Source organism: Variovorax sp. AC194 (genome assembly GCF_979257995.1).
Genome location: NZ_OZ409823.1, coordinates 5,725,771 through 5,750,528, shown reverse-complemented (window position 1 = coordinate 5,750,528; position 24,758 = coordinate 5,725,771). Strand labels below are relative to the sequence as shown.

Annotated in this window: 22 protein-coding genes; 18 read left to right on the top strand and 4 right to left on the bottom strand. The window is 67.9% G+C overall.

Annotation, left to right across the window (positions count from 1 at the left end; translation table 11 throughout):
- The 5 genes from ACZYRS_RS27300 (at position 1) to ygiD (ending at position 4,845) form a co-directional block, all read left to right on the top strand.
- Positions 1–1,071, top strand: a complete 1,071-nt coding sequence (locus ACZYRS_RS27300) for an ABC transporter ATP-binding protein (protein WP_463421711.1) — start codon at positions 1–3, stop codon at positions 1,069–1,071.
- The gene (locus ACZYRS_RS27295) at positions 1,068–2,096 is read left to right on the top strand and encodes an ABC transporter ATP-binding protein (protein WP_463421710.1); all 1,029 of its coding nucleotides are present in this window, start codon (positions 1,068–1,070) and stop codon (positions 2,094–2,096) included. The genes ACZYRS_RS27300 and ACZYRS_RS27295 overlap by 4 nt, the downstream gene beginning before the upstream one ends.
- Before the next feature lie 94 nt (positions 2,097–2,190).
- On the top strand, positions 2,191–2,370 hold the full coding sequence (locus ACZYRS_RS27290; protein WP_093439587.1) for a DUF3311 domain-containing protein: 180 nt from the start codon (positions 2,191–2,193) through the stop codon (positions 2,368–2,370).
- The gene (gene mctP, locus ACZYRS_RS27285) at positions 2,370–3,872 is read left to right on the top strand and encodes a monocarboxylate uptake permease MctP (protein WP_463422547.1); all 1,503 of its coding nucleotides are present in this window, start codon (positions 2,370–2,372) and stop codon (positions 3,870–3,872) included. The genes ACZYRS_RS27290 and mctP overlap by 1 nt, the downstream gene beginning before the upstream one ends.
- A gap of 73 nt (positions 3,873–3,945) precedes the next feature.
- Positions 3,946–4,845: a 4,5-DOPA-extradiol-dioxygenase gene (ygiD, locus tag ACZYRS_RS27280; RefSeq protein ID WP_463421709.1), complete on the top strand. Its 900-nt coding sequence runs from the start codon at positions 3,946–3,948 to the stop codon at positions 4,843–4,845.
- 129 nt (positions 4,846–4,974) lie between these two features.
- Here ygiD and zwf read toward each other — a convergent pair whose 3' ends face one another.
- Positions 4,975–6,444 (bottom strand): glucose-6-phosphate dehydrogenase, encoded by a 1,470-nt coding sequence (gene zwf, locus ACZYRS_RS27275; RefSeq protein WP_198789210.1) that lies wholly within the window; start codon positions 6,442–6,444, stop codon positions 4,975–4,977.
- A gap of 156 nt (positions 6,445–6,600) precedes the next feature.
- On the opposite strand from zwf, the gene ACZYRS_RS27270 reads away from it, so the two are divergent.
- The 4 genes from ACZYRS_RS27270 to ACZYRS_RS27255 are packed head-to-tail and all read left to right on the top strand — an operon-like array spanning position 6,601 to position 11,601.
- Positions 6,601–7,611 carry an ABC transporter substrate-binding protein gene (locus tag ACZYRS_RS27270; protein ID WP_198789209.1) on the top strand — a complete coding sequence of 337 codons (1,011 nt, stop codon included), beginning with the start codon at positions 6,601–6,603 and terminating at the stop codon, positions 7,609–7,611.
- 4 nt (positions 7,612–7,615) lie between these two features.
- On the top strand, positions 7,616–9,889 hold the full coding sequence (locus ACZYRS_RS27265; RefSeq protein WP_463421708.1) for an ABC transporter permease: 2,274 nt from the start codon (positions 7,616–7,618) through the stop codon (positions 9,887–9,889).
- Positions 9,886–10,926 (top strand): ABC transporter ATP-binding protein, encoded by a 1,041-nt coding sequence (locus ACZYRS_RS27260; protein ID WP_463421707.1) that lies wholly within the window; start codon positions 9,886–9,888, stop codon positions 10,924–10,926. Before ACZYRS_RS27265 ends, ACZYRS_RS27260 begins: the two co-directional genes overlap by 4 nt.
- A gap of 12 nt (positions 10,927–10,938) precedes the next feature.
- Complete coding sequence (locus ACZYRS_RS27255) at positions 10,939–11,601, top strand: HAD family hydrolase (RefSeq protein ID WP_463421706.1); 663 nt, start codon at positions 10,939–10,941, stop codon at positions 11,599–11,601.
- On the opposite strand, the gene ACZYRS_RS27250 is transcribed toward ACZYRS_RS27255, so the two are convergent.
- Positions 11,547–12,221: a lipocalin family protein gene (locus ACZYRS_RS27250; RefSeq protein WP_198789205.1), complete on the bottom strand. Its 675-nt coding sequence runs from the start codon at positions 12,219–12,221 to the stop codon at positions 11,547–11,549. The two genes, ACZYRS_RS27255 and ACZYRS_RS27250, sit on opposite strands and share 55 nt — an antisense overlap.
- 242 nt (positions 12,222–12,463) lie before the next feature.
- Between ACZYRS_RS27250 and tal the strand changes: the two genes are divergently transcribed.
- Positions 12,464–13,417: a transaldolase gene (gene tal, locus ACZYRS_RS27245; RefSeq protein WP_463421705.1), complete on the top strand. Its 954-nt coding sequence runs from the start codon at positions 12,464–12,466 to the stop codon at positions 13,415–13,417.
- A 2-nt stretch (positions 13,418–13,419) separates the two neighbouring features.
- A complete protein-coding gene (gene pgi / locus ACZYRS_RS27240) occupies positions 13,420–14,970 on the top strand; it encodes a glucose-6-phosphate isomerase (RefSeq protein ID WP_463421704.1) in 1,551 nt (516 codons plus the stop codon).
- A gap of 6 nt (positions 14,971–14,976) precedes the next feature.
- Here pgi and ACZYRS_RS27235 read toward each other — a convergent pair whose 3' ends face one another.
- Positions 14,977–16,041 carry a 4-hydroxythreonine-4-phosphate dehydrogenase PdxA gene (locus ACZYRS_RS27235; protein WP_463421703.1) on the bottom strand — a complete coding sequence of 355 codons (1,065 nt, stop codon included), beginning with the start codon at positions 16,039–16,041 and terminating at the stop codon, positions 14,977–14,979.
- Between the two features lie 37 nt (positions 16,042–16,078).
- Positions 16,079–17,053, bottom strand: coding sequence for a Bug family tripartite tricarboxylate transporter substrate binding protein (locus ACZYRS_RS27230; protein ID WP_463421702.1), 975 nt, complete (start codon positions 17,051–17,053; stop codon positions 16,079–16,081).
- A gap of 92 nt (positions 17,054–17,145) precedes the next feature.
- Between ACZYRS_RS27230 and ACZYRS_RS27225 the strand changes: the two genes are divergently transcribed.
- The 7 genes from ACZYRS_RS27225 (at position 17,146) to ACZYRS_RS27195 (ending at position 24,744) form a co-directional block, all read left to right on the top strand.
- Positions 17,146–18,090: a LysR family transcriptional regulator gene (locus ACZYRS_RS27225; protein WP_463421701.1), complete on the top strand. Its 945-nt coding sequence runs from the start codon at positions 17,146–17,148 to the stop codon at positions 18,088–18,090.
- Between the two features lie 189 nt (positions 18,091–18,279).
- The gene (locus ACZYRS_RS27220) at positions 18,280–19,590 is read left to right on the top strand and encodes an ABC transporter substrate-binding protein (RefSeq protein WP_198789200.1); all 1,311 of its coding nucleotides are present in this window, start codon (positions 18,280–18,282) and stop codon (positions 19,588–19,590) included.
- A 142-nt stretch (positions 19,591–19,732) separates the two neighbouring features.
- Positions 19,733–20,590 (top strand): carbohydrate ABC transporter permease, encoded by an 858-nt coding sequence (locus ACZYRS_RS27215; protein WP_013539655.1) that lies wholly within the window; start codon positions 19,733–19,735, stop codon positions 20,588–20,590.
- Positions 20,591–20,600: 10 nt separating this feature from the next.
- Complete coding sequence (locus ACZYRS_RS27210) at positions 20,601–21,425, top strand: carbohydrate ABC transporter permease (RefSeq protein ID WP_013539656.1); 825 nt, start codon at positions 20,601–20,603, stop codon at positions 21,423–21,425.
- An 18-nt stretch (positions 21,426–21,443) separates the two neighbouring features.
- A complete protein-coding gene (locus tag ACZYRS_RS27205) occupies positions 21,444–22,484 on the top strand; it encodes an ABC transporter ATP-binding protein (protein ID WP_463421700.1) in 1,041 nt (346 codons plus the stop codon).
- A gap of 95 nt (positions 22,485–22,579) precedes the next feature.
- The gene (gene dalD, locus ACZYRS_RS27200) at positions 22,580–23,959 is read left to right on the top strand and encodes a D-arabinitol 4-dehydrogenase (RefSeq protein WP_463422546.1); all 1,380 of its coding nucleotides are present in this window, start codon (positions 22,580–22,582) and stop codon (positions 23,957–23,959) included.
- Positions 23,956–24,744, top strand: coding sequence for an L-iditol 2-dehydrogenase (locus tag ACZYRS_RS27195; RefSeq protein WP_463421699.1), 789 nt, complete (start codon positions 23,956–23,958; stop codon positions 24,742–24,744). Before dalD ends, ACZYRS_RS27195 begins: the two co-directional genes overlap by 4 nt.
- The last annotated feature ends 14 nt before the right edge of the window (positions 24,745–24,758 follow it).

Genomic DNA, 24,758 nt, shown 5'->3' with positions numbered 1-24,758 from the left:
ATGACGCTGCTCCAGGTCCAAGACCTCGTCGTCGAATTTCCGCACCGCCGCGGCACGCTGCGCGCGATCGACCGCATTTCCTTCGACATCGCGCCCGGCGAGATCCTCGGCGTGGTGGGCGAATCGGGCGCGGGCAAGTCGCTCACGGGCGCGGCCATCATCGGCCTGCTCGAGCCGCCGGGCCGCGTGGCCAGCGGGCAGATCCTGCTCGAAGGCCGGCGCATCGACAACCTGAGTTTCGATGCGATGCGCCCCATCCGCGGCCGCAAGATCGGCGCGATCTTCCAGGACCCGCTCACTTCGCTGAACCCGCTCTACACCGTGGGCCGGCAACTCATCGAGACCATCCGCGCGCACCTGCCGGTGACCGAATCCGAAGCCCGCAAGCGCGCCATCGGCCTCCTGCAGGACACCGGCATTCCCGCGGCCGAGCAGCGCATCGACCACTTCCCGCACCAGTTCTCCGGCGGCATGCGCCAGCGCGTGGTGATCGCGCTCGCGCTCGCGGCCGAGCCCAAGCTCATCGTGGCCGACGAGCCGACCACAGCGCTCGATGTGTCGATCCAGGCGCAGATCATTCAACTGCTCAAGCGCATCTGCAAGGACCGCGGCGCGGCGGTGATGCTCATCACGCACGACATGGGCGTGATCGCCGAGACCTGCGACCGCGTGGCCGTGATGTACGCGGGCCGCATCGCCGAGATCGGCCCGGTGCACGAAGTGATCCACCAGCCCGCGCACCCCTACACCTCGGGCCTGATGGCTTCGATTCCCGACATGGCGAGTGACCGCGAGCGGCTCAACCAGATCGACGGCGCGATGCCGCGCCTGAACGCCATTCCGGCGGGCTGCGCCTACAACCCGCGCTGCCCGCGCACCTTCGCGCGCTGCCTCACCGAGCGGCCCGAGCTGCTGCACGCGGGCGCCACGCGCGCCGCCTGCTGGCTGCACGACGCGGCCGACCCGCACATGGGCCAGGCGGAGATCGCCGCGAAGCACCACGACGCGCTGGCCGCAGGCGAACGCGCCACGCCCGAAGCGGCCGAACCCATCGCCGAGGTGACGCGATGAGCGCCGTGATAGAACCCCGCAAGGAAACAACCGGTGAGCCTCTGGTCGTCGCGCACGATCTCGCGCGCACCTTCGACGTCTCGCCGCCCTGGCTCAACCGCGTGCTCGAGCGCAAGCCGCGCGTGCTGCTGCATGCGGTGGACGGCGTGAGCTTTTCCATCGAGCGGGGCAAGACGCTCGCGCTGGTGGGCGAATCGGGCTGCGGCAAGAGCACCGTCGCGCGGCTTCTCGTCGGCCTCTACGCGCCCACGCGCGGCGGCCTGCAGTTCGACGGGCAGGACGCGCATGCCGCGTTCAAGACCCCCGAAGGCCGGAAGCTGCGCCGCCGCATCCAGATGATCTTCCAGGACCCCTACGCGAGCCTGAACCCGCGCTGGATCGTCGAGGACATCATCGGCGAGCCGCTGCGCGAGCACGGCATCCTCAGCGGCAAGGCCGAACTGCGCGAGCGCGTGGGCGAACTGCTCAAGTCGGTCGGCCTCTCGCCGCTGGACATGAGCAAGTACCCGCACCAGTTCTCCGGCGGCCAGCGCCAGCGCATCTCGATCGCCCGCGCGCTCGCGACGCAGCCCGAGTTCCTGGTGTGCGACGAGCCCACCTCCGCGCTCGACGTGAGCGTGCAGGCCCAGGTGCTCAACATCATGAAGGACCTGCAGCGGGAGCAAGGCCTCACCTATCTCTTCATCTCGCACAACCTCGCGGTCGTGCGCCACGTGGCGGACCAGGTCGGCGTGATGTACCTGGGCCGGCTGGTCGAGGTGGCGGACAAGCAGAAGCTCTTCGCCGATCCGCAGCATCCGTACACGCGCATGCTGCTCGATGCCATTCCGCAGATGAAGCACACGGGGCGCCAGCGCACGCCGGTGCAGGGCGAGGTGCCCAATCCGCTGAACCCGCCGACGGGGTGCGCGTTCCATCCGCGCTGCCCGCATGCGAACGCGCGCTGCTCCGCGGAGCGGCCGAAGCTGCTGAGCCTCAAGGGCGTGCAGGTGGCCTGCCATGCGGTGGAGGAGGGGCGCATCTAGCACCGCGCCTTATTCCGGGTCGGCGCCGCGTGTTCGGCTTTGGGTCTATAACTCCTTGGTGCTTTCGTAAAAATCACACCAAGGAGAACAGCACATGTGGGCCCTGCTCCTGTTGCCCTTCGTGGGTCTGTTGTGGCTTCCGTTCTACAACAGCCCGTTGCCCGAGTTGTTCGGCTTTCCCTTCTTCTACTGGTACCAGCTGCTGTGGGTGCCGATCACGGCGCTCTTGATCTGGATCGTGTACCGCAGCGGGTATGAAGAGGGAGACGAATGATGGACGGCCACATCAACTGGACCGCGCTCTCGGTCTTCGTGTTCTTCTTCCTGCTGGTCACGGTGATGGGCTTCTGGGCCTCGCGCTGGCAGAGCGGAGGCAAGAACAGCAAGGGCGCCCATCTGGACGAATGGGGCCTGGGCGGGCGCAACTTCGGCACCTGGATCACCTGGTTCCTCGTGGGCGGCGACTTCTACACCGCCTACACCGTGATCGCCGTGCCCGCGCTGGTCTATGCCGTGGGTGCGTATGGCTTCTTCGCGCTGCCCTACACCATCCTCGTGTACCCGATCGTCTTCGTCATCATGCCCAAGCTCTGGCATGCGGCGCACAAGGCGGGCCACGTAACGGCGGCCGACGTCGTGTACGGGCGCTACGGCTCGCGCGCGCTGGAACTGGCCATCGCCGTGACCGGCGTGGTCGCGACCATGCCCTACATCGCGCTGCAGCTGGTCGGCATGGAGGTGGTCATCAAGGCGCTGGGCCTCACGGGCGAGCTGCCGCTGGCGGCCGCCTTCGTGATCCTTGCGCTCTACACCTATTCGGCCGGGCTGCGCGCCCCCGCGCTGATCGCCTTCGTCAAGGACCTGATGATCTACATCGTGGTGCTCGTCGCGGTCGTGCTGGTGCCCATGAAGCTCGGTGGCTACAGCAGCGTGTTCCATGCGGCCGGCGATGCCTTCGCGGCCAAGGGCGGCGCGACCGGCCTCACCCTCAAGCCCGCGCAGTACCTGCCGTACGCGAGCCTGGCGCTGGGCTCGGCGCTCGCGGCCTTCATGTACCCGCACACGCTCACCGGCATCTTCGCGGCCAAAAGCGCCAACACCATCCGCAAGAACGCCGTCTTCCTGCCGGCGTACACGGTGCTGCTCGGCCTCATCGCGCTGCTGGGTTACATGGCCTATGCGGCCCACCTCACGGTCAAGAGCAACAACGACGTGGTGCCCGCGCTCTTCAACGCGCTGTTCCCCTCGTGGTTCGCGGGCTTCGCGTTCGCGGCCATCGCCATCGGCGCGCTGGTGCCGGCGGCGGTGATGTCGATCGGCGCGGCCAACCTGTTCACGCGCAACTTCTGGAAGGCCTACGTCAAGCCCGACGTCACGCCGGCGGGCGAGGCCAAGGTCGCGAAGATCGTCTCGCTGGTCGTGAAGCTGGGGGCGCTGGTGTTCATCCTGTTCCTGCCCACGCAGTTCGCGCTCGACCTGCAGTTGCTGGGCGGCCTGTGGATCCTGCAGACCTTTCCGTCGGTGGTGTTCGGCCTTTTCTTCGGCTGGTTCCGCGCGCCGGCGCTGCTTGCCGGATGGGCCGTGGGGCTGGTGGGCGGCAGCTGGCTCGCGTTCTCGGACGGCATCAAGCCCGTGCACACCTTCGTGATCGGCGACGGCAGCTACACGCTGTACACCGGGCTGACTGCGCTGGTGCTCAACATCGTGGTGGCGGTGGTGGTGCAGTTGGTGGTCAAGGGCGGACCCTTGCGGGAGCCCGTGCTGGCGAGGAAATGAGACCGTTCTGAAAAAAGTGTGCGCAAAGGCACCGCCTTGCGCGGGAATCCGTTGCAGAGTGCGGGCCATGCCAATGACGACACTCGCCACTTCCGAACTGGGCCGCCGAGGCTTTCTGATGGGTACCGCGCTGGGCGCGACCGCCGTGCTGGCTTCCCTTGCTTGCACGGTGCAGGCCGCCGGTGCGCCGTCGCAGCGGATGCCGGTCATCTTCATCGGCCACGGCACGCCGATGAACGCCATCGCCGACAACGCATTCACGCGCCGCCTCTCGGCCTGGGGCCGGGAGCTGCCGCCGCCGGCGGCCATCCTCAGCGTGTCGGCGCACTGGCTGAGCCGCGGCGCGACCGGCGTCGGCATGCAGGCAAAGCCGAAGACGATCCACGATTTCGGCGGCTTCCCGCAGGCGCTGTTCGACGTCGAGTACCCCGCGCCCGGCCATCCGGCGCTGGCCCGCGAAACCGTCGGCGCGGTGAAGCAGGCGCCGGTGATCGCCACCGAGCAATGGGGCCTGGACCACGGCACCTGGTCGGTGCTCAAGCACCTCTATCCGAAGGCCGACGTCCCGGTCTTCCAGCTCAGCATCGACTACGACAAGCCCGCCGCCTTCCACTATGCAGTCGGCCGTGACTTGATGGCCCTGCGTGACAAGGGCGTGCTCGTGATGGGCAGCGGCAACGTGGTGCACAACCTGCGCGCCACCGACCGCGGCACCGCCGATGGCCCGAAGGCGAGCCGCCCCTGGGCGCAGTCCTTCGACGATGCGGTGAAATCAGCGCTCGCGGGCCGCGATGACCGCGCATTGATCGGCTATGAAAAGCTGGAGGGCGCATCCACCGCGGTGGCCATGCCCGATCACTACTTTCCGTTCCTCTACGCGCTCGGCGCCGCCGGCGCGGGCGAGCGCGCCAAGACGGTCTACGAGGGGTTCCAGTCCGGCACGCTCAGCATGCGCTGCGTGCAGTTCGGCTGAAGGCGCGAATGAACCTGCTGCGCACCCCGATCTCGCGCCTGCGGTCCTCGCCGTACGTCAGTACGGCTGCGGTCCTCGACGCGACCTCGGGGCGCTCGCGACGGTTCCTTCGCGCCTTCAGGGCCTGAGCTATTGCTCTTCGCCCCACGAGAAGCCGTCGCGCGCAATCATCGCGCTCGATGCGCTGGGGCCCCAGGTGCCGGCCGCGTAGGGCCGCGGGCCGCCGTCCGATTCCCAGCTCTCGATCAGCGGCTCCACCCAGCGCCATGCCTCTTCCTGTTCGTCGCTGCGCACGAACAGGTTCAGGCGCCCGTCGATCACGTCGAGCAGCAGGCGCTCGTAGGCGCCCACGCGCTCGACGCCGAAGCGCTTGTCGAAGTCCAGGTCCAGCTGCACCGGCGCGAGCTGCGCGGCGGCGCTCTGGTTGCCGTTGCGCTGCCGGTTGTCCTGCGCCTGCGCGAGCATGTGCAGCTCCAGGCCGTCCTTGGGCTGCAGGTTGATCACCAGCTTGTTGACGTTGCCCGCGGGCGCGCGGTAGATCGCATGCGGCGTCGGGCGGAAGTTGACCTCGATGCGCGCATCGCGCGAGGCCAGGCGCTTGCCCGTGCGGATGTAGAACGGCACGCCGGCCCAGCGCCAGTTGGCGATTTCGGTGCGCAGCGCGACGAAGGTCTCGGTGCGGCTGTCGGGGTCCACGCCCGGCTCGTCGCGGTAGCCCTGCACCCGCTCGCCGTAGGCGGTGCCGGCGGTGTACTGGCCGCGGATCGCGTGCAGGCTCAGGCTCTCGGGCGTCCAGGGCTTCAGGGCGCGCAGCACCTTCAGCTTTTCGTCGCGGATCGCATCGGCGTGCGAGTTGATCGGCGGCTCCATGCCGATCGCGCACAAGAGCTGCAGCGCGTGGTTCTGCACCATGTCGCGCAGCGCGCCGGTCTGGTCGTAGAAGGCGCCGCGCTTCTCCACGCCCAGGTCTTCGGCAATGGTGATCTGGATGTTGGCGATGTGCTCGCGGCGCCAGATGGGTTCGAAGAGCGCGTTGCCGAAGCGCATCGCGAACAGGTTCTGCACCGAGGGCTTGCCCAGGTAATGGTCGATGCGAAAGACCTGCTTCTCCTCGAGCACCTTGCCCACCGCGGCATTGATCGCGCGGTTCGAGGCGAGGTCGTGGCCGAGCGGCTTCTCCAGCACGATGCGGGTCTTCGGGCCATTCAGGCCGGCCGCGGCGATCTGCTCGACCACCTGCGTGAAGAGGGCGGGCGCCGTGGCCACGTACATCACGACCGTGGAGGCATCGCGCTGCTTGAGCAGCTCGGCGAGCTTGGCGTAGTCGTCGGGCTTGGACAGGTCCATGCGCAGGTAGTGCAGCATCGACGCGAACTTCTTGAACTCTTCCGGGGAGGGGCGCTTGGCGCCTTCGACCGCACTGAAGCGCGACTGGATGAGCTCCCGGTACTGGTCGTCCGACAGGTCGTCCCGCGCCACGCCGACGATGCGTCCGTCCTGCGGGAGGCTGCCGTGCCGGAAGGCCTGGAACAGCGCGGGCATGAGTTTGCGCCACGCGAGATCGCCAGTACCGCCGAACAGAACGAGATCGAAGCTCATGAGAAAACTTTCCTTTGTCTGAGTGCCTGGAGACGTCCGGGCCTGCCGGCGCGCCAGTCGCGATGGTACTTGTACCGATTCCCCCGACCTGTACTAAAGCTACGCTGCCCCCAGGCCGCAAGGCCTTTTTTTATGCACGAGGCAGGGAAATACCAAATGAAGAAGCTTTTTTGCGCAGCCGCGCTCGTGGGCCTGTCGGCCGCCGCATCGGCACAGACGGTGAACGTGATCTGCTCGGTCCAGGCCGAATGGTGCAACGTGATCTCCACCGTCTACGCCCGCACCACGGGCGTTCGCATCAACATGGCCCTGAAGGGCTCGGGCGAGGCGCTGGCCCAGCTGATCGCCGAGAAGGAGAACCCCAAGACCGACGTCTGGTTCGGCGGCACGGGCGATCCGCACCTGCAGGCGGCCGAGCAGGGCCTCACGCTCGAATACAAGTCGCCCACGCTCGCGCAGCTGCACCCCTGGGCCCAGCAGCAGGCCAAGCAGTCGGGCTACAAGACCGTGGGCATCTATTCGGGGCCGCTCGGCTTCGGCTACAACCCCGAGCTGCTCGCCAAGAAGAAGCTGCCCGTGCCCAAGACCTGGGCCGACCTGCTCAAGCCCGAGTACAAGGGCGACATCCAGGTGGCCAACCCCGCATCGAGCGGCACGGCCTACACCATGATCGCCACGCTGGTGCAGATGATGGGCGAGGACAAGGCCTTCGAGTACCTGAAGGCGCTGCACAAGAACGTCGGCCAGTACACCCGCTCGGGCACCGGCCCGATCAAGGCGGTGGCGCGCGGCGAGACCGCGATCTCCATCAGCTTCGTGCACGACGGCCCGGGCGAGAAGATGCAGGGCTTTCCGGTCGAAACCATCACGCCGAGCGACGGCACCGGCGCCGAGATCGGCTCCATGAGCATCATCAAGGGCGCGCGCAACCTGGACGCGGCCAGGAAGTTCTACGAATGGGCGCTCACGCCCGCCGCGCAGGAGCTGGGCGCTGCCAACAAGCAGTTCCAGCTGCCCAGCAACGTGGGCGCCAAGCTCGATCCGCGCATTCCCGACTTCAAGAAGATCAAGTTCATCAACTACGACTACGCCAAGTACGGCGCCAGCGCCGAACGCCGGCGCCTGATCGCGCGCTGGGAAAAGGACGTCAACTCGCTGCCGCGCTGAGCCAGTGGCTACCGTTGCTGCCGGCACCGGGCCGGTCAATCCGGCTTCAGTGGCCGCCGCCCGGCGCTCGCAGCGCTGGATCTGGGCCTGGGTCGCGCTGGGTTTTGCGGCGTATCTGCTGCTGCCCTGGTATGCGATCCAGGACGCGACCTGGTACGAGGCCGTTCCGCAGGTCTTCGGGCAGGCCGAGGGCGCCAACGGCCTGATGCAGGCCGCGACGCAGGGGCGCGGCTGGCTCTTCATCGGGCTGGCGGGTCTCTTGATGTGCGCGGTCGGCGCTTGGCTGCCGCCGGGCCGAGGCCAAGGGCGCTGGCTGCTGGCGGGCGGCGCGATCGGGGCCATCGGCCTCGCGGTCGCGGGCTTCACCATCGGCGCGCGCGGCTGGAGCTTCGCGGCGCTCAACACGCACTTCGGCGAACTGGCGATCAACCAGTTCGGCGTCGGCGCGGGCGGCTTCGTGGCGCTCACGGCGCTCGTGCTGCTGGCGGCCTTCGGCATCGCGCGGCTCGGGCGCTTCAAGGGCGATCTCTTCGTCGCGGCCGCGGTCATCGGCTGCGGCGTGCTGATGGCGTTGTTCATCGCCTACCCGGTGAGCAAGGCGCTCTCGGGCGCGTTCTTCAACGAAGACGGGCAGTGGTCGATCGGCGCCTTCGTCGCTCGCGTGTTCACCGAGCGCATCTGGGGCCTGGGGTGCCTGGCGGGAGGGGTGCGCTGCGGCGTGGCGTGGAACACGCTGGTGCTGGCCTTGCTCACGGCGGCAGGCACCACCTTCCTCGGCACGCTGATGGCGCTGATGGCCGAGCGCGGCAGCAAGCGCGGGCAGGGCGTGCTGCGGGTGCTGGCGCTGCTGCCGATCATCACGCCGCCGTTCGTGGTGGGCCTGGGGCTCATCCTCTTGTTCGGCCGCGCGGGCATCGTCAACCAGCTGCTGGAGAACGTGTTCGGCATCGAGCCGACGCGCTGGTTCTACGGCATGCCGGGCGTGCTGGTGGCGCAGCTCTTCGCGTTCACGCCCATCGCCTTCATGATCATGCGCGGCGTGGTGCAGGGCATTGCGCCCAGCCTGGAGGAGGCCGCGCAGATGCTGCGCGCCGACCGGCGCCGCACCTTCTTCACCATCACGCTGCCGCTGCTCAAACCCGGGCTGGCCAACGCCTTCCTGGTCGGCTTCATCGAGAGCATTGCCGACTTCGGCAATCCGGTGGTGGTGGGCGGGCAGTTCTCGGTGCTGTCGACCGACATCTTCTTCGCCATCGTCGGCGCGCAGTACGACCAGGGCCGCGCGGCCTCGCTCGCCTGGGTGCTCACGCTGTTCGCGCTCGGCGTGTTCGCGCTGCAGCGCGGCCTGCTGGGCAAGCAGAACTACACGACCGTGAGCGGCAAGGGCGATGCGGGCATCGCAATGGCGCTGCCCGACGGCGTGTGCCGCACCATCTACTGCATCGCGCTGCCGTGGATCGCTTTCACCGCGGTGGTCTACCTCTTCGCCTTCGCGGGCGGCTTCGTGCAGACCTGGGGGCGCGATTACAGCTTCACGCTCAACCACTTCAAGAACGCGTTCGCGCTGGAGTGGGGCCAGTTCGGGCTGGTGTGGGCGGGCACGGCGTGGAACTCGCTCCTCACCACGCTCAAGCTCGCGGGCATCTCGGCGCCGATCACCGCGGCGCTGGGCCTGCTGATCGCGTGGCTCCTGGCGCGCAACGAATTCAAGGGGCAGGGCATCTTCGAGTTCGGCGCGCTGCTGGCCTTCGCGATTCCGGGCACGGTGCTCGGCGTGAGCTACATCCTGGCCTTCAATGTGCCGCCGCTGGAGCTCACGGGCACCGGGCTCATCATCGTGCTGTGCTTCATGTTCCGCAATTTGCCGGTGGGCGTGCGCGCCGGCACCGCGGCCTTCAAGCAGCTGGACCGCTCGCTCGACGAGGCCTCGCTGATGCTGCGCGCCTCGACCTCGCAGACGCTCTTCAAGGTGGTGCTGCCGCTGCTCAAGCCAGCGCTCGTGGCCGCGCTGGTCTACAGCTTCGTGCGCGCGATGACGACGGTGAGCGCGGTGATCTTCCTGGTCACCGCCGAGAACGAGCTCGCCACCACGTACATCATCGGCCGCGTCGGCAACGGCGACTATGGCATCGCGCTCGCGTACTGCACGGTGCTCATGATCCTGATGTCGCTGGCGATCGCGCTGGTGCAGTTCGTGGTCGGGGAGCGCAAGCTGGGCCGGCGCGGGGCCACGCCCGATCACCAAGGGCATCACAAAATGGAAAGCCTCTCCGTATGAACGGCATCGAATTCCGCAACGTCACCAAGCGCTACGGCACCGACAGGAACGGGCCGATGGCGGTGAAGGGCATCAGCTTCGAGGTGCCGGTCGGCACGCTCACCACGATCCTCGGCCCTTCGGGCTGCGGCAAGACCACCACGCTGCGCATGATCGCGGGGCTCGAATCGCCGACCTCGGGTTCGATCTTCATGGGCGGACGCGATGTGACGACGCTCGGCCCCGCCGAGCGCAACGTGAGCATGATGTTCCAGAGCTATGCGCTGTTCCCGCACATGAACGTGATCGAGAACGTGGGCTACGGCCTGCGCATGAGCGGCGTGAAGAAGGACGAGGCCACGTCGCGGGCGCGCGAGGCGCTCAGGGGCGTGGGCCTGGTCGGCTTCGACGAGCGCCTGCCCAGCGAGCTCTCGGGCGGCCAGCAGCAGCGCGTGGCGCTCGCGCGCGCGCTGGTGCTCGAACCCGCGGTGCTGCTCTTCGACGAGCCGCTGTCCAACCTCGACGCGCGCCTGCGCCGCGAGATGCGGGAGGAAATCCGCGCGCTGCAGCAGCGGCTGAAGCTCACCGTCGCCTACGTCACGCACGACCAGAGCGAGGCGCTGGCCGTGAGCGACCAGATCATCGTGATGGACCACGGCGTGATCGCCCAGCGCGGCACGCCCGAGCAGCTCTACGGCCGGCCCGAGAGCGAGTTCGTCGCCGGCTTCATGGGCGAGGCGATGGTGTTCCCCGGCGTGGCGGAGGCCGACGGCAGCGTCACGCTCGGCCCGCTGCGACTCACGCCGCGCCACGCGGTCGCGCCCGGCACGGTGAAGGTGGCGGTGCGGCCCGAGGCGTGGGAAATCGGTGCGGCCGGTGGCCTGCCCGCCACCTTGCGCAAGGCCGCGTACCTCGGCAGCTTCTACGAATACGGCTTCGACACCACGTTGGGCCCGGTCTTCGTGGTCTCCACCGACCTTTCGCAACCCTTGGCCGCGGGCGCCGAGACCACCTTGTCCCTGCGAGCCCATGGCGTGAGCGTGGTGCCGGGCGCATGAAACAATGGCGCCATGAACGTGGTTTTCGACCTTGGCGCCGTGCTGATCGCATGGGAGCCCACCCGGCTGGTACAGGCCCATCTCGCGCCCCACGCGCCCACTGAAGCCGCCGCCGCGGCGCTGGGCCGGGCGATGTTCCATCACGACGACTGGACCAGTTTCGATTGCGGCACCCGCACGCTGGACGATGCCATCGCCCGCATGGCGGCGCGGCTCTCGCTGCCGGCGGATCGACTCGATGCCATGCTCGGCAACCTGGGCGAGCGCCTCGAAGCCATCGAGGTGACCGTCGACATGCTCGAGCAGCTGTTCGCCCACCGCGAAGCCGGCCAGCCGCTTCGGCTCTACTACCTCTCGAACATGCCCGCGCCGTATGCGCGCGCGCTCGAGCGGCGGCACCCATTCATGCGGCGCTTCGACGGCGGCGTTTTTTCGGGCGACGTGAAGTTCATCAAACCGGATCGTGAAATCTTCGAAGTGCTGGCAGTGCGCCATGCGCTCGGTGCCGCAGAAACGGTGTTCATCGACGACTCGGCCGCCAACGTCGAGGCGGCACGGGCCTTCGGCTGGCAGGCCATCCACTGCACCGCGCCGGAGATGCTGCCGGCGCAGCTCTCGCGCTACCTGCCCGTCAACACGACCTTGTCGGCGTCGAAGCCCAGGCTGCGCGCGTAGTCCAGCTCGACCTGCAGTGCCGCGTCGTCCAGGCGCGGCGCGCGCGACAGCACCCAGAGGTATTCGCGGTCGGGCGTGCCCACCAACGCCACCTGGTAGTCGCGGTCGAGCTTCAGGATCCAGTAGTCCGCCCACACCATCGGCAGCCAGCCGAGCCACGCGGGCGCAAAGCGCACCTCCAGGCGGCCCGCGCCGGGCTGGCCCGCCACCGGCACCACGCGTGCCGCGCCGATGGCCTCGTTGAAATTGCCGTCGGCCCGCACGCAGCGGTTGACCACTTGCACCGTGCCGTCGGGCTGCGGCGTGTACTCGGCGGTCACGGGGCCCGAACAGGTTTTCTGGAAGCGGTTGGGCAGGCGCGCCTGCTCGTGCCAGATGCCGGCATAGCGTTGCAGGTCCACGGGCGCCACCACCTGCAGCGGGGCGCGCATCAGCGGTGCGCCGTCGGCCGGGCCGGCCGGCTGCGCGCGGGCGGTGCGCGCGGCTCCCAGCGCGAGCCAGGTTGCCAGGCCGCCGACGACGAAAGCCGTGGCCATCGCGCCGATCGCCTGGCTGGTGCGGCGGTCGTCGAAAGCGGGGCCGGCGGGGGCTGCGGCGGGGCGTCGTTGGCGAGGGGACATGGGGCACTCCTGAGGGTAAGACGTTCGGCGTAAATCGCTCGTAACACTCAGGGTAGCCCTCGCCGACAGGGCCGCGTCGTCAGTCACGGACCACAGCGCCTGTAGGGCAGGGCGGCCGACAACCCTGCGGGCAGAAGGCCGATGGATGTGCGCGAAAACCCGTGCTACGGTGCGCATGAAAACATCGGCCGACGCGCAACTGCGTGCAGGACTTGTCACAACCCGCACAGGATAATGATTTCATGAACCAACTCGACGCCCTCCGCCAGTGGACCACCGTGGTGGCCGACACCGGCGACTTCAAGCAGCTCGCCATTTCCAAGCCGCAGGATGCGACCACCAATCCGTCGCTGATCCTCAAGGCCGTCCAGAAGCCCGAATACCGCCCCCTGCTGGACGAGATCGTCAAGAAGCACGCGGGCAAGCCGCTCGATGAAGTCATCGACCGCCTGCTGGTCAACTTCGGCACCGAGATCCTGCAGATCATTCCGGGCCGCGTCTCCACCGAAGTCGATGCGCGCCTGTCGTTCGACACCGCCGCCACCATCGCCCGCGGCGAGCGCATCGTGGCGCTCTACAAGGCCGAAGGCATCGACACCGAGAAGCGCCTGCTCATCAAGGTGGCCTCCACCTGGGAGGGCATCGAGGCCGCGCGCGCGCTGGAGCAAAAAGGCATCCGCACCAACCTCACGCTGCTGTTCTCGTTCGCGCAGGCCGTGGCCTGCGGCGCGGCGAAGGTGCAGCTGATCTCGCCCTTCGTGGGCCGCATCTACGACTGGTACAAGAAGTCGGCCGGCGCCAAGTGGGACGAAGCGGCCAACGCGGGCGCCAACGACCCGGGCGTGAAGTCGGTGCGCGAGATCTTCGACTACTACAAGCAGCACGGCATCAAGACCGAGGTGATGGGCGCGAGCTTCCGCAACGTCGGGCAGATCCAGGCGCTGGCCGGCTGCGACCTGCTGACCATCAGCCCCGAGCTGCTGGCCGAGCTGGCCGCGAGCAACGAGCCGCTCGAACATGCCCTGGCCAAGTCCGCCCCCAAGCCCGACGCCGAGAAGCTGAGCTACGACGAGCCGGCCTTCCGCTTCGCGCTCAACGAAGACGCGATGGCCACCGAGAAGCTCGCCGAAGGCATCCGCGCCTTCGCGGCCGATGCCGTGAAGCTCGAGAAGCTCATGCAGGAAAGCGGCAAGTAAACATGGCAATGACCCAACGCTGCGACCGTGCGCCGGCCTGGGCGCAACTGCAGTCCGCCTTCGAGACGGCGGGCCGCCAGTTCGACGTGCGCCACGCCTTCGTGGACGACGCGGGGCGCTTCGAGCGCTTCAGCCAGGAGGCGCCCTTCGTCTTCGCGGACCTGTCCAAGAACCTGATCGACGCGCGCACCGAAGAGCTGCTGCTCACGCTGGCCCGCGAGTGCGGCCTGGAGGCGCACCGCGACGCGATGTTCGCGGGCGAGCACATCAACAACACCGAAGACCGCGCCGTGCTGCACACGCTGCTGCGCGCCCCCGCCGATGCGAAGGTGGGCAAGACGGCCGACAAGCTGCGCGAAGTGCACGAGACGCTCGACGCGATGCTGGCCTATGCCGAGAAGGTGCGCGGCGACCACACGATCACCGACGTGGTCAACATCGGCATCGGTGGCTCCGACCTCGGCCCGCAGATGGCGGTGCTGGCGCTCGCCGAGTTCGCGGCCCCGGGCAAGCGCTTTCACTTCGTCTCGAACGTCGACGGCCATGAGCTCGCTGGTGTGCTGCGCGACCTGGCGCCGGAGCACACGCTGTTCCTGATCGCCTCGAAGACCTTCACCACCGCCGAGACGATGACCAACGCGCTCTCGGCCAAGCGCTGGTACGAACAATCGGGCGGCACGGACATCGCCGGCCACTTCGCCGCGCTCACGACGAATGTCGAGGCCGCGAACAAGTTCGGCATCGAGACCACCTTCGGTTTCTGGGACTGGGTGGGCGGCCGCTATTCGCTGTGGTCGGCCATCGGCCTGCCGATCGCGCTGGCGATCGGCGCCGACGGATTCCGCCGGCTGCTTGCGGGCGCGCATGCGATGGACGAGCACTTCCGCACCGCGCCGCTCGAGAAGAACCTGCCGGTGCGGCTCGGGCTGCTCGACGTCTGGTACCGCAACTTCCACAAGTTCACGAGCCGCAGCATCGCGCCGTACCACAGCGCGTTGAAGCGTGTGCCGGCCTACCTGCAGCAGCTGGAGATGGAGAGCAACGGCAAGCAGGTCGATGCGAGCGGCAAGCCCGTGGCGTTCGGCACCTCGCCCGTGCTCTGGGGCGAGCCCGGCACCAACGGCCAGCACGCCTACTTCCAGATGCTGCACCAGGGCACGGACGTGATCCCGCTCGAATTCGTGGCGGTGCGCGATGCGGCGCACGACCTCGAAGGCCACCATCCCAAGCTCCTGGCCAACGCGCTCGCGCAGGCGCAGGCGCTGATGGTGGGCAAGCTGGACGAGGGCGGCCACAAGAACTTTCCGGGCAACCGCCCGAGCACCTTCTTCGTGTTCGAGAAGCTCACGCCCGAATCGCTGGGCGCCTTCCTCGCGCTGTACGAGCACCGCGTGTTCACCAGCGGTGCCCTCTGGGGCATCAACAGCTTCGACCAGTGGGGCGTGGAGCTGGGCAAGGTGCTGGCGAGGGACATCGAGCCGCGCCTCGCCTCGGGCGACATCATGGGGCTCGACGCCTCGACGGCGGGCCTCCTGAAGCGCCTGAGTTCCTGAAGAACCTCAGGCCGCGGCGGTCTCGGCGGGCGCCTTCAGGGGCGCACCGCCGCTCGCCATCCGCACGCACAGATCGAATGCTTGTTGCAGCCCTTCGATCTGCGCGATGCCCTTGCCGGCAATGTCGAAGGCGCTGCCGCTGGCCGACGTGGCCACGGGCACGGGCAGTCCGCCGTGCAGCGTCACGCCCTGCTCGAAGCCCATGAGCTTCATCGCGATCTGGCCCTGGTCGTGGTACATCGAAACCACCGCATCCACGTCGCCGCGGCGCGCGCCGATGAACACCGTGTCGGGGGAGAACGGGCCGCGCGCGTCGTAGCCTTCGGCGCGCAGCTGCGCGATGGCCGGCGCGATGATCTCGATCTCTTCCATGCCGATGGAGCCGCCGTCGCCCGCGTGCGGGTTGAGTCCCGTCACCGCGATGCGCGGCTGCGCCACGCCCGCGCGGCGCAGCGCCTGCGCGATGATCTTCACCGCGTCGCCTACGCCCTCGACCGTGATGTGGCTCGCCACGTCCTTCAGCGGAATGTGCGAGGTCACGCGCGAGGTCCAGAGCGATCCGGTCAGGTTGAACTCGCAGACGAAGCCCGCGACCGCGAAGCGCTCCTGCATGTAGCGCAGTTCGTCCTCGTGCACGAGGCCGCCCAGGCGCAGCGAATGCTTGTTGAGCGGCGCGAAGACGATCGCGTCGGCCTGCCCGCGCCGAACCGTCACCGTCGCATATTCGAGCGCCTCGAACGAGGCCCGGCCCGAGCGCTCGTTCGATTCGCCGAGCACCGGCGCCTCGCCCTCCATCCAGTCGCGCAGGTACAGGCTGAGCCGCCCGTCCTCGAAGCGCAGGTCGTTCAGGCCCTCGACCTGCAGCGCATCGAGCTTCACGCCGGCCACGCGTTCGCCCTCGGCCAGCACGGTGGGGTCGGCGATGAGCAGCACGCGCGCGGCGTCCAGGTTGCGCTGGCGCGCGAGCAGCTTCACGGCCATCTCGGGGCCGACGCCGCTGGGGTCGCCCAGCAGCACGACGATGCGGGGCTTGGCGGAGATCACGCTCGGGGTTTTCGATGAATTGGACATGTCGTCGGATTGGAGTTGGAAGGAATGGAAGGAGGCCTCATTCGGCCTTGATGTTGGCGTCGCGCACGAGCTGGCCGTAGTGGTCGAACTCCTGCCTGTTCATCGCCGCGAAGGGCTCGCCGGTGAGCGTGCCGGTCTCGCCGCCCAGCGCCTTGATGCGCGCCTGCACGTCGGCCAGCTTGAGCGTTCGCACGAGCTCGGCGTTGAGCTTGTCGACCGCGGGGCGGGGTGTTCCGGCCGTCACGTAGAGGCCGTACCAGGTGGACACGTCGGCACCCTTGACGCCCTGCTCGGCGAGCGTGGGTACGTCGGGCAACTCGGGCGAGCGCTGGGGCGCGCTCACGGCCAGCGCGCGGAACTTGCCGGCCTTGATCTGGCCCATGGCCGAGGAGGTGCTGTCGAACATCATGTCGACCTCTCCCGAGATGATGTCGATGTGCGCCTGCGAGCTGCCCTTGTAGGGCACGTGGATCGACTTCATGCCGGTGGCCAGGTTGAAGGCCTCGCCGCCCACGTGCTGCGTGCTGCCGATGCCGGACGACGCGTACTTGAAGCCGCCGGGCTTGGCGGCCATGGCGGCCACGAGGTCCTTCACCGATTTGTAGGGCGAGCTGGCCGACACCACCAGCACGTTGGGCATCACGGCCACGAGGCCGATGGGTGTCAGGTCCTTCAGCGGGTCGTACTTGAGCTTGAGGATGTGCGGCGCCACCGCCTGCGCGGTGTTGGTGGCCAGGAGCAGCGTGGCGCCGTCGGCCGGCGCGCGCGCGGTGAGTTCGCCGGCGATGGTGTTGGAGGCGCCGGGGCGGTTCTCCACCGTCACGGGCTGCTTCAAGACCGGCGCGAATTTGTCGGCCAGAACGCGCGCGAGGATGTCGGTGCCGCCGCCGGGCGAAGCGCCCACCATGATGCGCAGGGGCTTGTCGGGATAGTTGGGCTGGGCGCCGGCTGCCGTTGCGGCCAGCGCCAATGCGGCGATGCCGGCCGCGCGGGCCAGGGAAGAGATGCTCATCGGGTTGTCTCCTGTTCTGTTTGGCCCGAGCCTACGGAGCTTCACCCTCGCAATCCAATCGTAAAAGCCCGAAGCTCCATATACTTTTGTGCATGACCGATGCAACCCCGGGCCTGACCGATGCCTCTCTGATGCTCCTCGTGCGGCCGCGCCAGTTGCTGCTGCTGGCCCGGCTCGACGCCCACCGCCACCTCGGGCGCGCGGCCGAAGCCATGAACATCAGCCAGCCCGCTGCAACCAAGCTGCTGCAGCAGCTGGAAGAGTCGCTCGGCGAAAAGCTCTTCGAGCGCCTCGCGCGCGGCATGGAGCCCACGCCCTACGGCGAGATCCTCATCCGCTACGCCCGCCGCGTGCTCAGCGACTTCGGCACCGCCCGCGAGGAAATGCTCGCGCTGCGCTCGGGCCTGAGCGGCGCGCTGCGCGTGGGCAGCGTGCCGGGCGCGGTGCCCGAGCTGCTGGCGCCGGCGCTGGTGGAGTACCACCGGCGCCATCCGCAGGTGGCCGTTTCGGTGGTGGTCGAGACCAGCGACGTGATGCAGGCGCAGCTGGAGCAGGGCGATGTCGATCTCGTGCTGGGCCGGCTCACCGACGGCCACGACGAGGCGAAGTACGCGAGCGTGCCGCTCTTGGGCGAGTCGCAGGTGGTGGTGGTGCGCGCGGCGCACCCGGTGCTCGAGCGCGCGAACGCCGTCACGCTGGCCGAGATGGCGGGCTGGTCGTGGGTGCTGCAGCCGCCGGGCTCGCCGCAGCGCGGGCGTTTCGAGGCGGCGATGCGGGAGGCGGGCATCCAGGCGCGGCTGGACATCATCGAAACGGCATCGCCCATCGCCATCACGGCGCTGCTGGAGAACTCCGACATGGCCGCCGTGATGCCGGCCTCGCAAGCCAGTCACTACGCCCGGCTGGGCGTGCTGCGCACCGTGCCGGTGGAACTGCCGGTGCGCGTGCCGCCCATCTGCCTCATCACCCGCGAGGACCGCGCGCTCTCGCCGGCGGCCGCGCAGTTCCGGCGCCAGCTGCTGGGCGGCGGTACCTGAAGTTCGCCTGAGGCCTTTGGCTTGCGGTTTTCCATGCTGTGTTGCACCAATTAGGGAATTCACTAGCCAACCGGTGCATGAAAGTACTGGAGGTAACCGACGAAGTACCAAAGCCGCAACTGAGTTTCTCCAGAATCCCCCCACGGCGACCCGACAACAGGCGGGCGTCGCTCACCTCTAGGAGACAACATGAAGCGTTTTCTGAAAGCGGGCCTCGTCCTCGCACTCCTCGGCACGGGGCTCGTGTCCCAGGCCGCCACCGAACTCGTGATCGCGACCGTGAACAACGGCCACATGATCGAGATGCAGAAGCTCACCCCCTTCTTCGAGAAAGCCAACCCCGACATCAAGCTCAAGTGGGTCACGCTGGAAGAAGGCACGCTGCGCCAGCGCGTGACCACCGACATCGCCACCAAGGGCGGCCAGTTCGACGTGATGACCATCGGCCTGTACGAGGCGCCGATCTGGTCGAAGAAGGGCTGGCTCCAGCCCATCGCCACCGACGCCGCCTATGACGCGGACGACCTGCTGCCCGCCATCCGCGCGGGCCTGTCGTACGAAGGCAAGCTCTACGCGGCGCCCTTCTACGGCGAGAGCTCGATGCTCATGTACCGCAAGGACCTGGCCGACAAGGTCGGCTTCAAGATGCCCGAGCAGCCCACCTGGGCGCAGGTGAAGGAACTGGCCGGCAAGATCCACGACCCGAAGGCCGGCGTGTACGGCATGTGCCTGCGCGGCAAGCCGGGCTGGGGCGACAACATGGCCTTCCTCACGACGCTGGTCAACACCAACGGCGGCCAGTGGTTCGACATGCAGTGGAAGCCGCAGATCGACACCAAGCCCTGGAAGGACGCGATCACCTTTTATGTTGATCTGATGAAGGCCTACGGCCCGCCGGGCGCCTCGGCCAACAGCTTCAACGAGAACCTGGCGCTGTTCAACGAAGGCAAGTGCGGCATGTGGGTGGACGCGACCATCGCGGCATCCTTCATCAGCGATCCGAAGCAATCGAAGGTGGCCGACAAGGTCGCGTTCGCGCAGGCTCCGGTGGCCGTGACGCCCAAGGGCGCCAACTGGCTGTGGACCTGGAACCTGGCGATTCCCGCCAGCTCGACCAAGGGCGCCGCTGCGCAGACCTTCGTGAAGTGGGCGACTTCCAAGGAGTACGTCAACCTCGTGGCCAAGGAAAGCGGCTGGGGCTCGGTGCCCACCGGCACGCGCAAGTCGACCTATGCGAACCCGGAGTTCCAGAAGGTGGCCAAGTTCGCGGCGGCCGAGAAGAAGGCCATCGACAGCGCCAACCTGAGCGACAGCACGCTGCCCAAGTCGCCTTACGTCGGCGTGCAGTACGCGGCGATTCCCGAGTTCCAGGCCATCGGCACCGGCGTGGGCCAGCAGATGAGCGCGGCGCTGTCGGGCAAGGTCACGGTCGACCAGGCGCTCAAGACCTCGCAGACCTTGGCCGAGCGCGAGATCAAGAAGTCGGGCCAGTACAAGTAAGCGCCTGTTTCCCTCTCCCCCGCGGGGAGAGGGCCAGGGTGAGGGGGCGGCGTGCCCATGGGAAGCGCCGCACGCCCTCACCCCAACCCTCTCCCGCGCACGGGAGAGGGGGCAGCAGCCAGCAGCCAGTGAGGAACACACAATGAAAAGACTCCTGCCCCGGGCCCTCATGGCGCCCGCCGTGCTCACGCTCTTCCTCTGGATGATCGTGCCGCTGTTGATGACGTTGTACTTCTCCTTCGTGAACTACAACCTCATGCAGCCCGGCGAACGCACGTTCGCGGGCATCGAGAACTTTCACTACTTCGTCACCGACCCCGACTTCTGGCCCGCGACGTGGAACACGCTGCTGCTCATCGGCAGCGTGATCGTCATCACCGTGGTGTTCGGCGTGCTGCTCGCGCTCCTGGTGAACGAGCCCTTTCCGGGCCGCGGCATCGTGCGGGTGCTGCTCATCTCTCCGTTCTTCGTCATGCCCGCAGTCAATGCGCTGCTGTGGAAGCACATGATGATGAACCCCATCTACGGCGTGCTCGCCGACGTGTGGCGCTTCTTCGGCGCGCAGCCCGTGGACTGGCTCACCGACGTGCCGCTGCTCTCGGTGATCATCATGGTGGCCTGGCAGTGGCTGCCCTTCGCGTGCCTCATCTTCATCACCTCGCTGCAGTCGCTGGACCGCGAGCAGATGGAGGCCGCGCGCATGGACGGCGCGAGCTCGTTCCAGCGCTTCTTCTATCTCACCATTCCGCACCTGGGCCGCCCGATGGCGGTGGTGATCATGATCGAGATGATCTTCCTGCTCAGCGTGTTCGCCGAGATCGCCATCACCACCAATGGCGGCCCGGGCAACGAGAGCACGAACATGACCTACCTGATCTTCAAGCAGTCGCTGATGAATTTCGACGTGGGCGTGGCCTCCGCCGGTGCGCTCTTCGCGGTGGTGCTCGCGAACATCGTCGCGGTGTTCCTCATCCGCATCATCGGCAAGAACCTCGACTGAAGGAACGACCATGCAACCCAGCAACTTCCTTCCCCAGCTGCTGCGCACCGTCGGCGCGTGGGCCGTGGCGCTGCTCCTGTTTTTCCCGCTCGGCTGGCTGTTCCTCACGGCCTTCAAGACGGAGTTGCAGGCGATCCACGTGCCGCCGCTTTTCATCTTCGAGCCCACGCTGGACAACTTCGGCGAAGTGCAGCGCCGCAGCGACTACCTGCTGTACGCGCGCAACTCGCTCATCACCAGCCTGGGTTCGACGATCCTGGGCCTGCTGATCGCGGCGCCCGCGGCGTACTCGATGGCGTTCTTCCGCACGAAGAAGACGCGCGACATCCTCATGTGGATGCTCTCCACCAAGATGATGCCGGCCGTCGGCGCGCTGGTGCCGATCTACGTGCTCGCGCAAACCGCGGGCATGCTGGATTCGCTCACCGCGCTCACCATCGTGTTCACGCTGTCGAACCTGCCGATCATGGTGTGGATGCTCTACAGCGCCTACAAGGACATTCCGAACGAGATCCTGGAAGCCGCGCGCATGGACGGCGCGAGCCTGTGGACCGAGTTCCGCCATGTCGTGATGCCGCTGTCGGTCGGCGGGCTCGCATCGACCGGGCTCCTGTGCCTGGTGCTGAGCTGGAACGAGGCCTTCTGGGCGTTGAACCTCACCTCCGCCAAGGCCGGCACGCTGGCGACGCTGATCGCTTCGTACTCCAGCCCCGAGGGCCTGTTCTGGGCCAAGTTGTCGGCCGCGTCGCTCATGGCCATCGCGCCCATCGTCGTGTTCGGCTGGTTCAGCCAAAAGCAGTTGGTGCAAGGCCTGACCTTCGGCGCCGTCAAGTAAAGAAAAGGGAGACATCTCATGGCCTACCTCGAACTCAAGAACATCAAGAAGAGCTTTGGTGACGTCAACATCATCAAGGGCGTCGATCTCGAAATCCAGAAGGGCGAATTCATCGTCTTCGTCGGGCCTTCGGGCTGCGGCAAGTCGACGCTGCTGCGGCTGATCGCGGGCCTGGAGCCGATCACCAGCGGCAACCTGATGCTCGACGGCAAGGACATCACCTGGGCGCCCTCGGGCAAGCGTGACCTCGCAATGGTGTTCCAGAGCTACGCGCTCTACCCGCACATGAGCGTGTACGACAACATGTCCTTCGCGCTCAAGCTCGCGGGCGTGGCCAAGGACGAGATCAGGACCAAGGTCGAGTACGCGGCCAAGACGCTGAACCTCACGCAGTACCTGGACCGCACGCCCAAGGACCTCTCGGGCGGCCAGAGGCAGCGCGTGGCCATTGGCCGCGCGATCGTGCGCGCGCCGAAGGTGTTTCTCTTCGACGAGCCGCTGTCGAACCTCGATGCGGCGCTGCGCGGCAACACGCGCGTCGAAATCCACAAGCTGCATCGCGCACTGGGCGCGACCACGATCTACGTGACGCACGACCAGGTCGAGGCCATGACGCTGGCCGACCGCGTGGTGGTGCTGAAAGACGGGCTCATCGAGCAGGTCGGCACGCCCCTGGAGCTGTACGACCGCCCGGCCAACCAGTTCGTCGCGCAGTTCATCGGCATGCCGTCGATGAACATGGTGTCGGCAACTGCCATTCCGAGTTTCTCCGCGGCCACCGGCGGGCGCCTGCCGAACGACGGCTTCCTCGGCGTGCGCCCCGAGGGCCTGCGCGTGCACCCGAAGCAGGGCGCGCCGGTGTCGGACGTGCTGGGCCGCGTGGAGCTGATCGAGGCATTGGGCGCGGACACGCTGATCCACGTCGACGTGGGCGGCGTGCCGCTCATCGCGCGCCAGAACGACCGCACGCCTTTGCAGGCCGGCGACGACGTGGCGGTCGAGCTCGACCCGTCGGTGCTGCATCTCTTCAACCGCGAAGGCCGTTCGGTCTCCGCTTGATCCCTCTCATTCCTTCCATTCTTTTCCGGACATTTCCCGTGACTCTCGCAGCAGCGTCTACCGCGCACACACCACCGGCTCCTTCGGAGTTCACGGTGCTTCACCTGGGCCTGGGTTCGTTCCACCGCGCCCACCAGGCCGTCTACCTGCAGCGGCTGATCGAGGCGGGGGATACCCGCTGGTCGCTCGCGGGCGCCAACATCCGGCCCGACATGGCCGAGGTCGTCGCGGCGCTGCGCGCGCAGGGCGGGCGCTACACGCTGGAGACCGTGTCGCCCGCGGGCGAGTACCGCTACGAGCAGATCGAAGCCATCCGCGAGGTGCTGCCCTACGAGCCGTCGCTCGCCGCGGTGATCGCGCGCGGCGCGGCGCCTTCGACGCGCATCGTCTCGTTCACCGTGACCGAGGCGGGCTACTACCTCGACGCGAAGGACAACAAGCTGGACCTGTCGTTCGCCGATCTCGCTGCCGACATCGAACGCGCGCGGCGCGGCGAGGCGGGCGAGACCATCTACGGCGCGGTGTGCGCGATCCTGCGCGCGCGCAAGGCGGCGGGCGCGGGCCCGGTCACGCTCCTGAACTGCGACAACCTGCGCCACAACGGCGACCGCTTCCACGGCGGCCTGCTCGAATTCATCGAGCGCGCGGGCGATGCCGACCTGCTGGCCTGGACCGTCGCCAACACCCGATGCCCGAACGCGATGGTCGATCGCATCACCCCCCGCCCGCCGCCCGAGCTGCGCGCGCGCGTGCTCGCAGCGACGGGCCGCGACGATGCCGCGCCGATCACGGGCGAGAGCTTCATCCAGTGGGTCATCGAGGACAACTTCATTGCCGGGCGGCCCGACTGGGGGCGCGTGGGCGTGGAATTGGTCGAATCGGTGCAGCCGTATGAGGAGGCCAAGATCCGCATCCTCAACGCGACGCACAGCTGCATCGCATGGGCCGGCACGCTGATCGGCCTGGAATTCATCCACGAAGGCACGCACGACGCGGCCATCCGCAAGATGGCCCACGACTACGTGACCGACGACGTGATCCCGTGCCTGAGCCCCAGCCCCATCGACCTGGCGGCCTACCGCGACGTGGTGCTCGACCGCTTCGGCAATCCCGCGATCCGCGACACCAACCAGCGCGTGGCGGCGGACGGCTTCTCCAAGATCCCGGGCTTCATCGCGCCGACCGTGCGCGAGCGCCTGGCCGCGGGGCAATCCATCGACAGCGTGGCGATGCTGCCGGCGCTGTTCCTGGCGTTCCTGCAGCGCTGGCACCGCGGCGCGCTGCCCTACGCCTACCAGGACCAGGGCATGGACGAGGCCGTGGCGCACGCGATCTGCGATGCGGCCGATCCGGTCGCGGCGCTGTGCGCCGACGCGGGCCTGTGGGGCGACCTCGCGGGCGATGCGCGGCTGGTCGAGGCGGTGCGCAAGGCCTGCGCGCGCGTCGTGCGCTTTGTCGAAGGCGACGTGAAATGACGGGTCGCCTGCAAGACCGCCATGTGCTGCTGACCGGTGCGGGCGGCGGCATCGGTCTTGCGGTGGCCGAGGCCTGCATCGCCGAAGGCGCGCGCTGCAGCGTGATCGACCGGTCGGGCAGCGCGCCCGACGCAGTGCGCGCTTTGCAGCAGCGGCATCCCGACCGCCTTGTCTACATCGCGGCCGACGTCACACGCACGCAAGACATTCAACGCTTGCTGGCCGAAGCGATCGCCGCGTTCGGCCCCGTGCATACGCTCTTCAACAACGCGGCCGTGTTCGATCTGGCCCCGCTGCTCGAGAGCGACGAGGCCTCGTTCGACAAGCTCTTCGCCGTCAACGTGAAGGGCATGTTCTTCGTGATGCAGGCGGTGCTGCGCCACATGGTCGAGGCCGGCGCGCAGGGTGCCTCGGTCATCAACATGGCCTCGCAGGCGGGGCGCCGCGGCGAGGCGCTGGTGTCGCACTACTGCGCGACCAAGGCGGCCGTCATCAGCTACACGCAGAGCGCGGCGCTCGCGATGGCGCCGCACGGCATCCGCGTGAACGGCATTTCGCCGGGCGTGGTCGATACGCCGATGTGGGACCACGTCGACAGCCTGTTCGCCAAGGCCGAGGGGCTGCCGCTTGGTGAGAAGAAGCGGCGCGTGGGACTCGAAGTGCCGCTGGGCCGCATGGGTGTGCCCAGCGACATCGCGGGGGCGGCCGTGTTCCTCGCCAGCGACGAGGCGCGCTACATCACGGCGCAGACGCTGAATGTCGATGGCGGCAACGTCATGAGCTGAAATGACCTCGGATA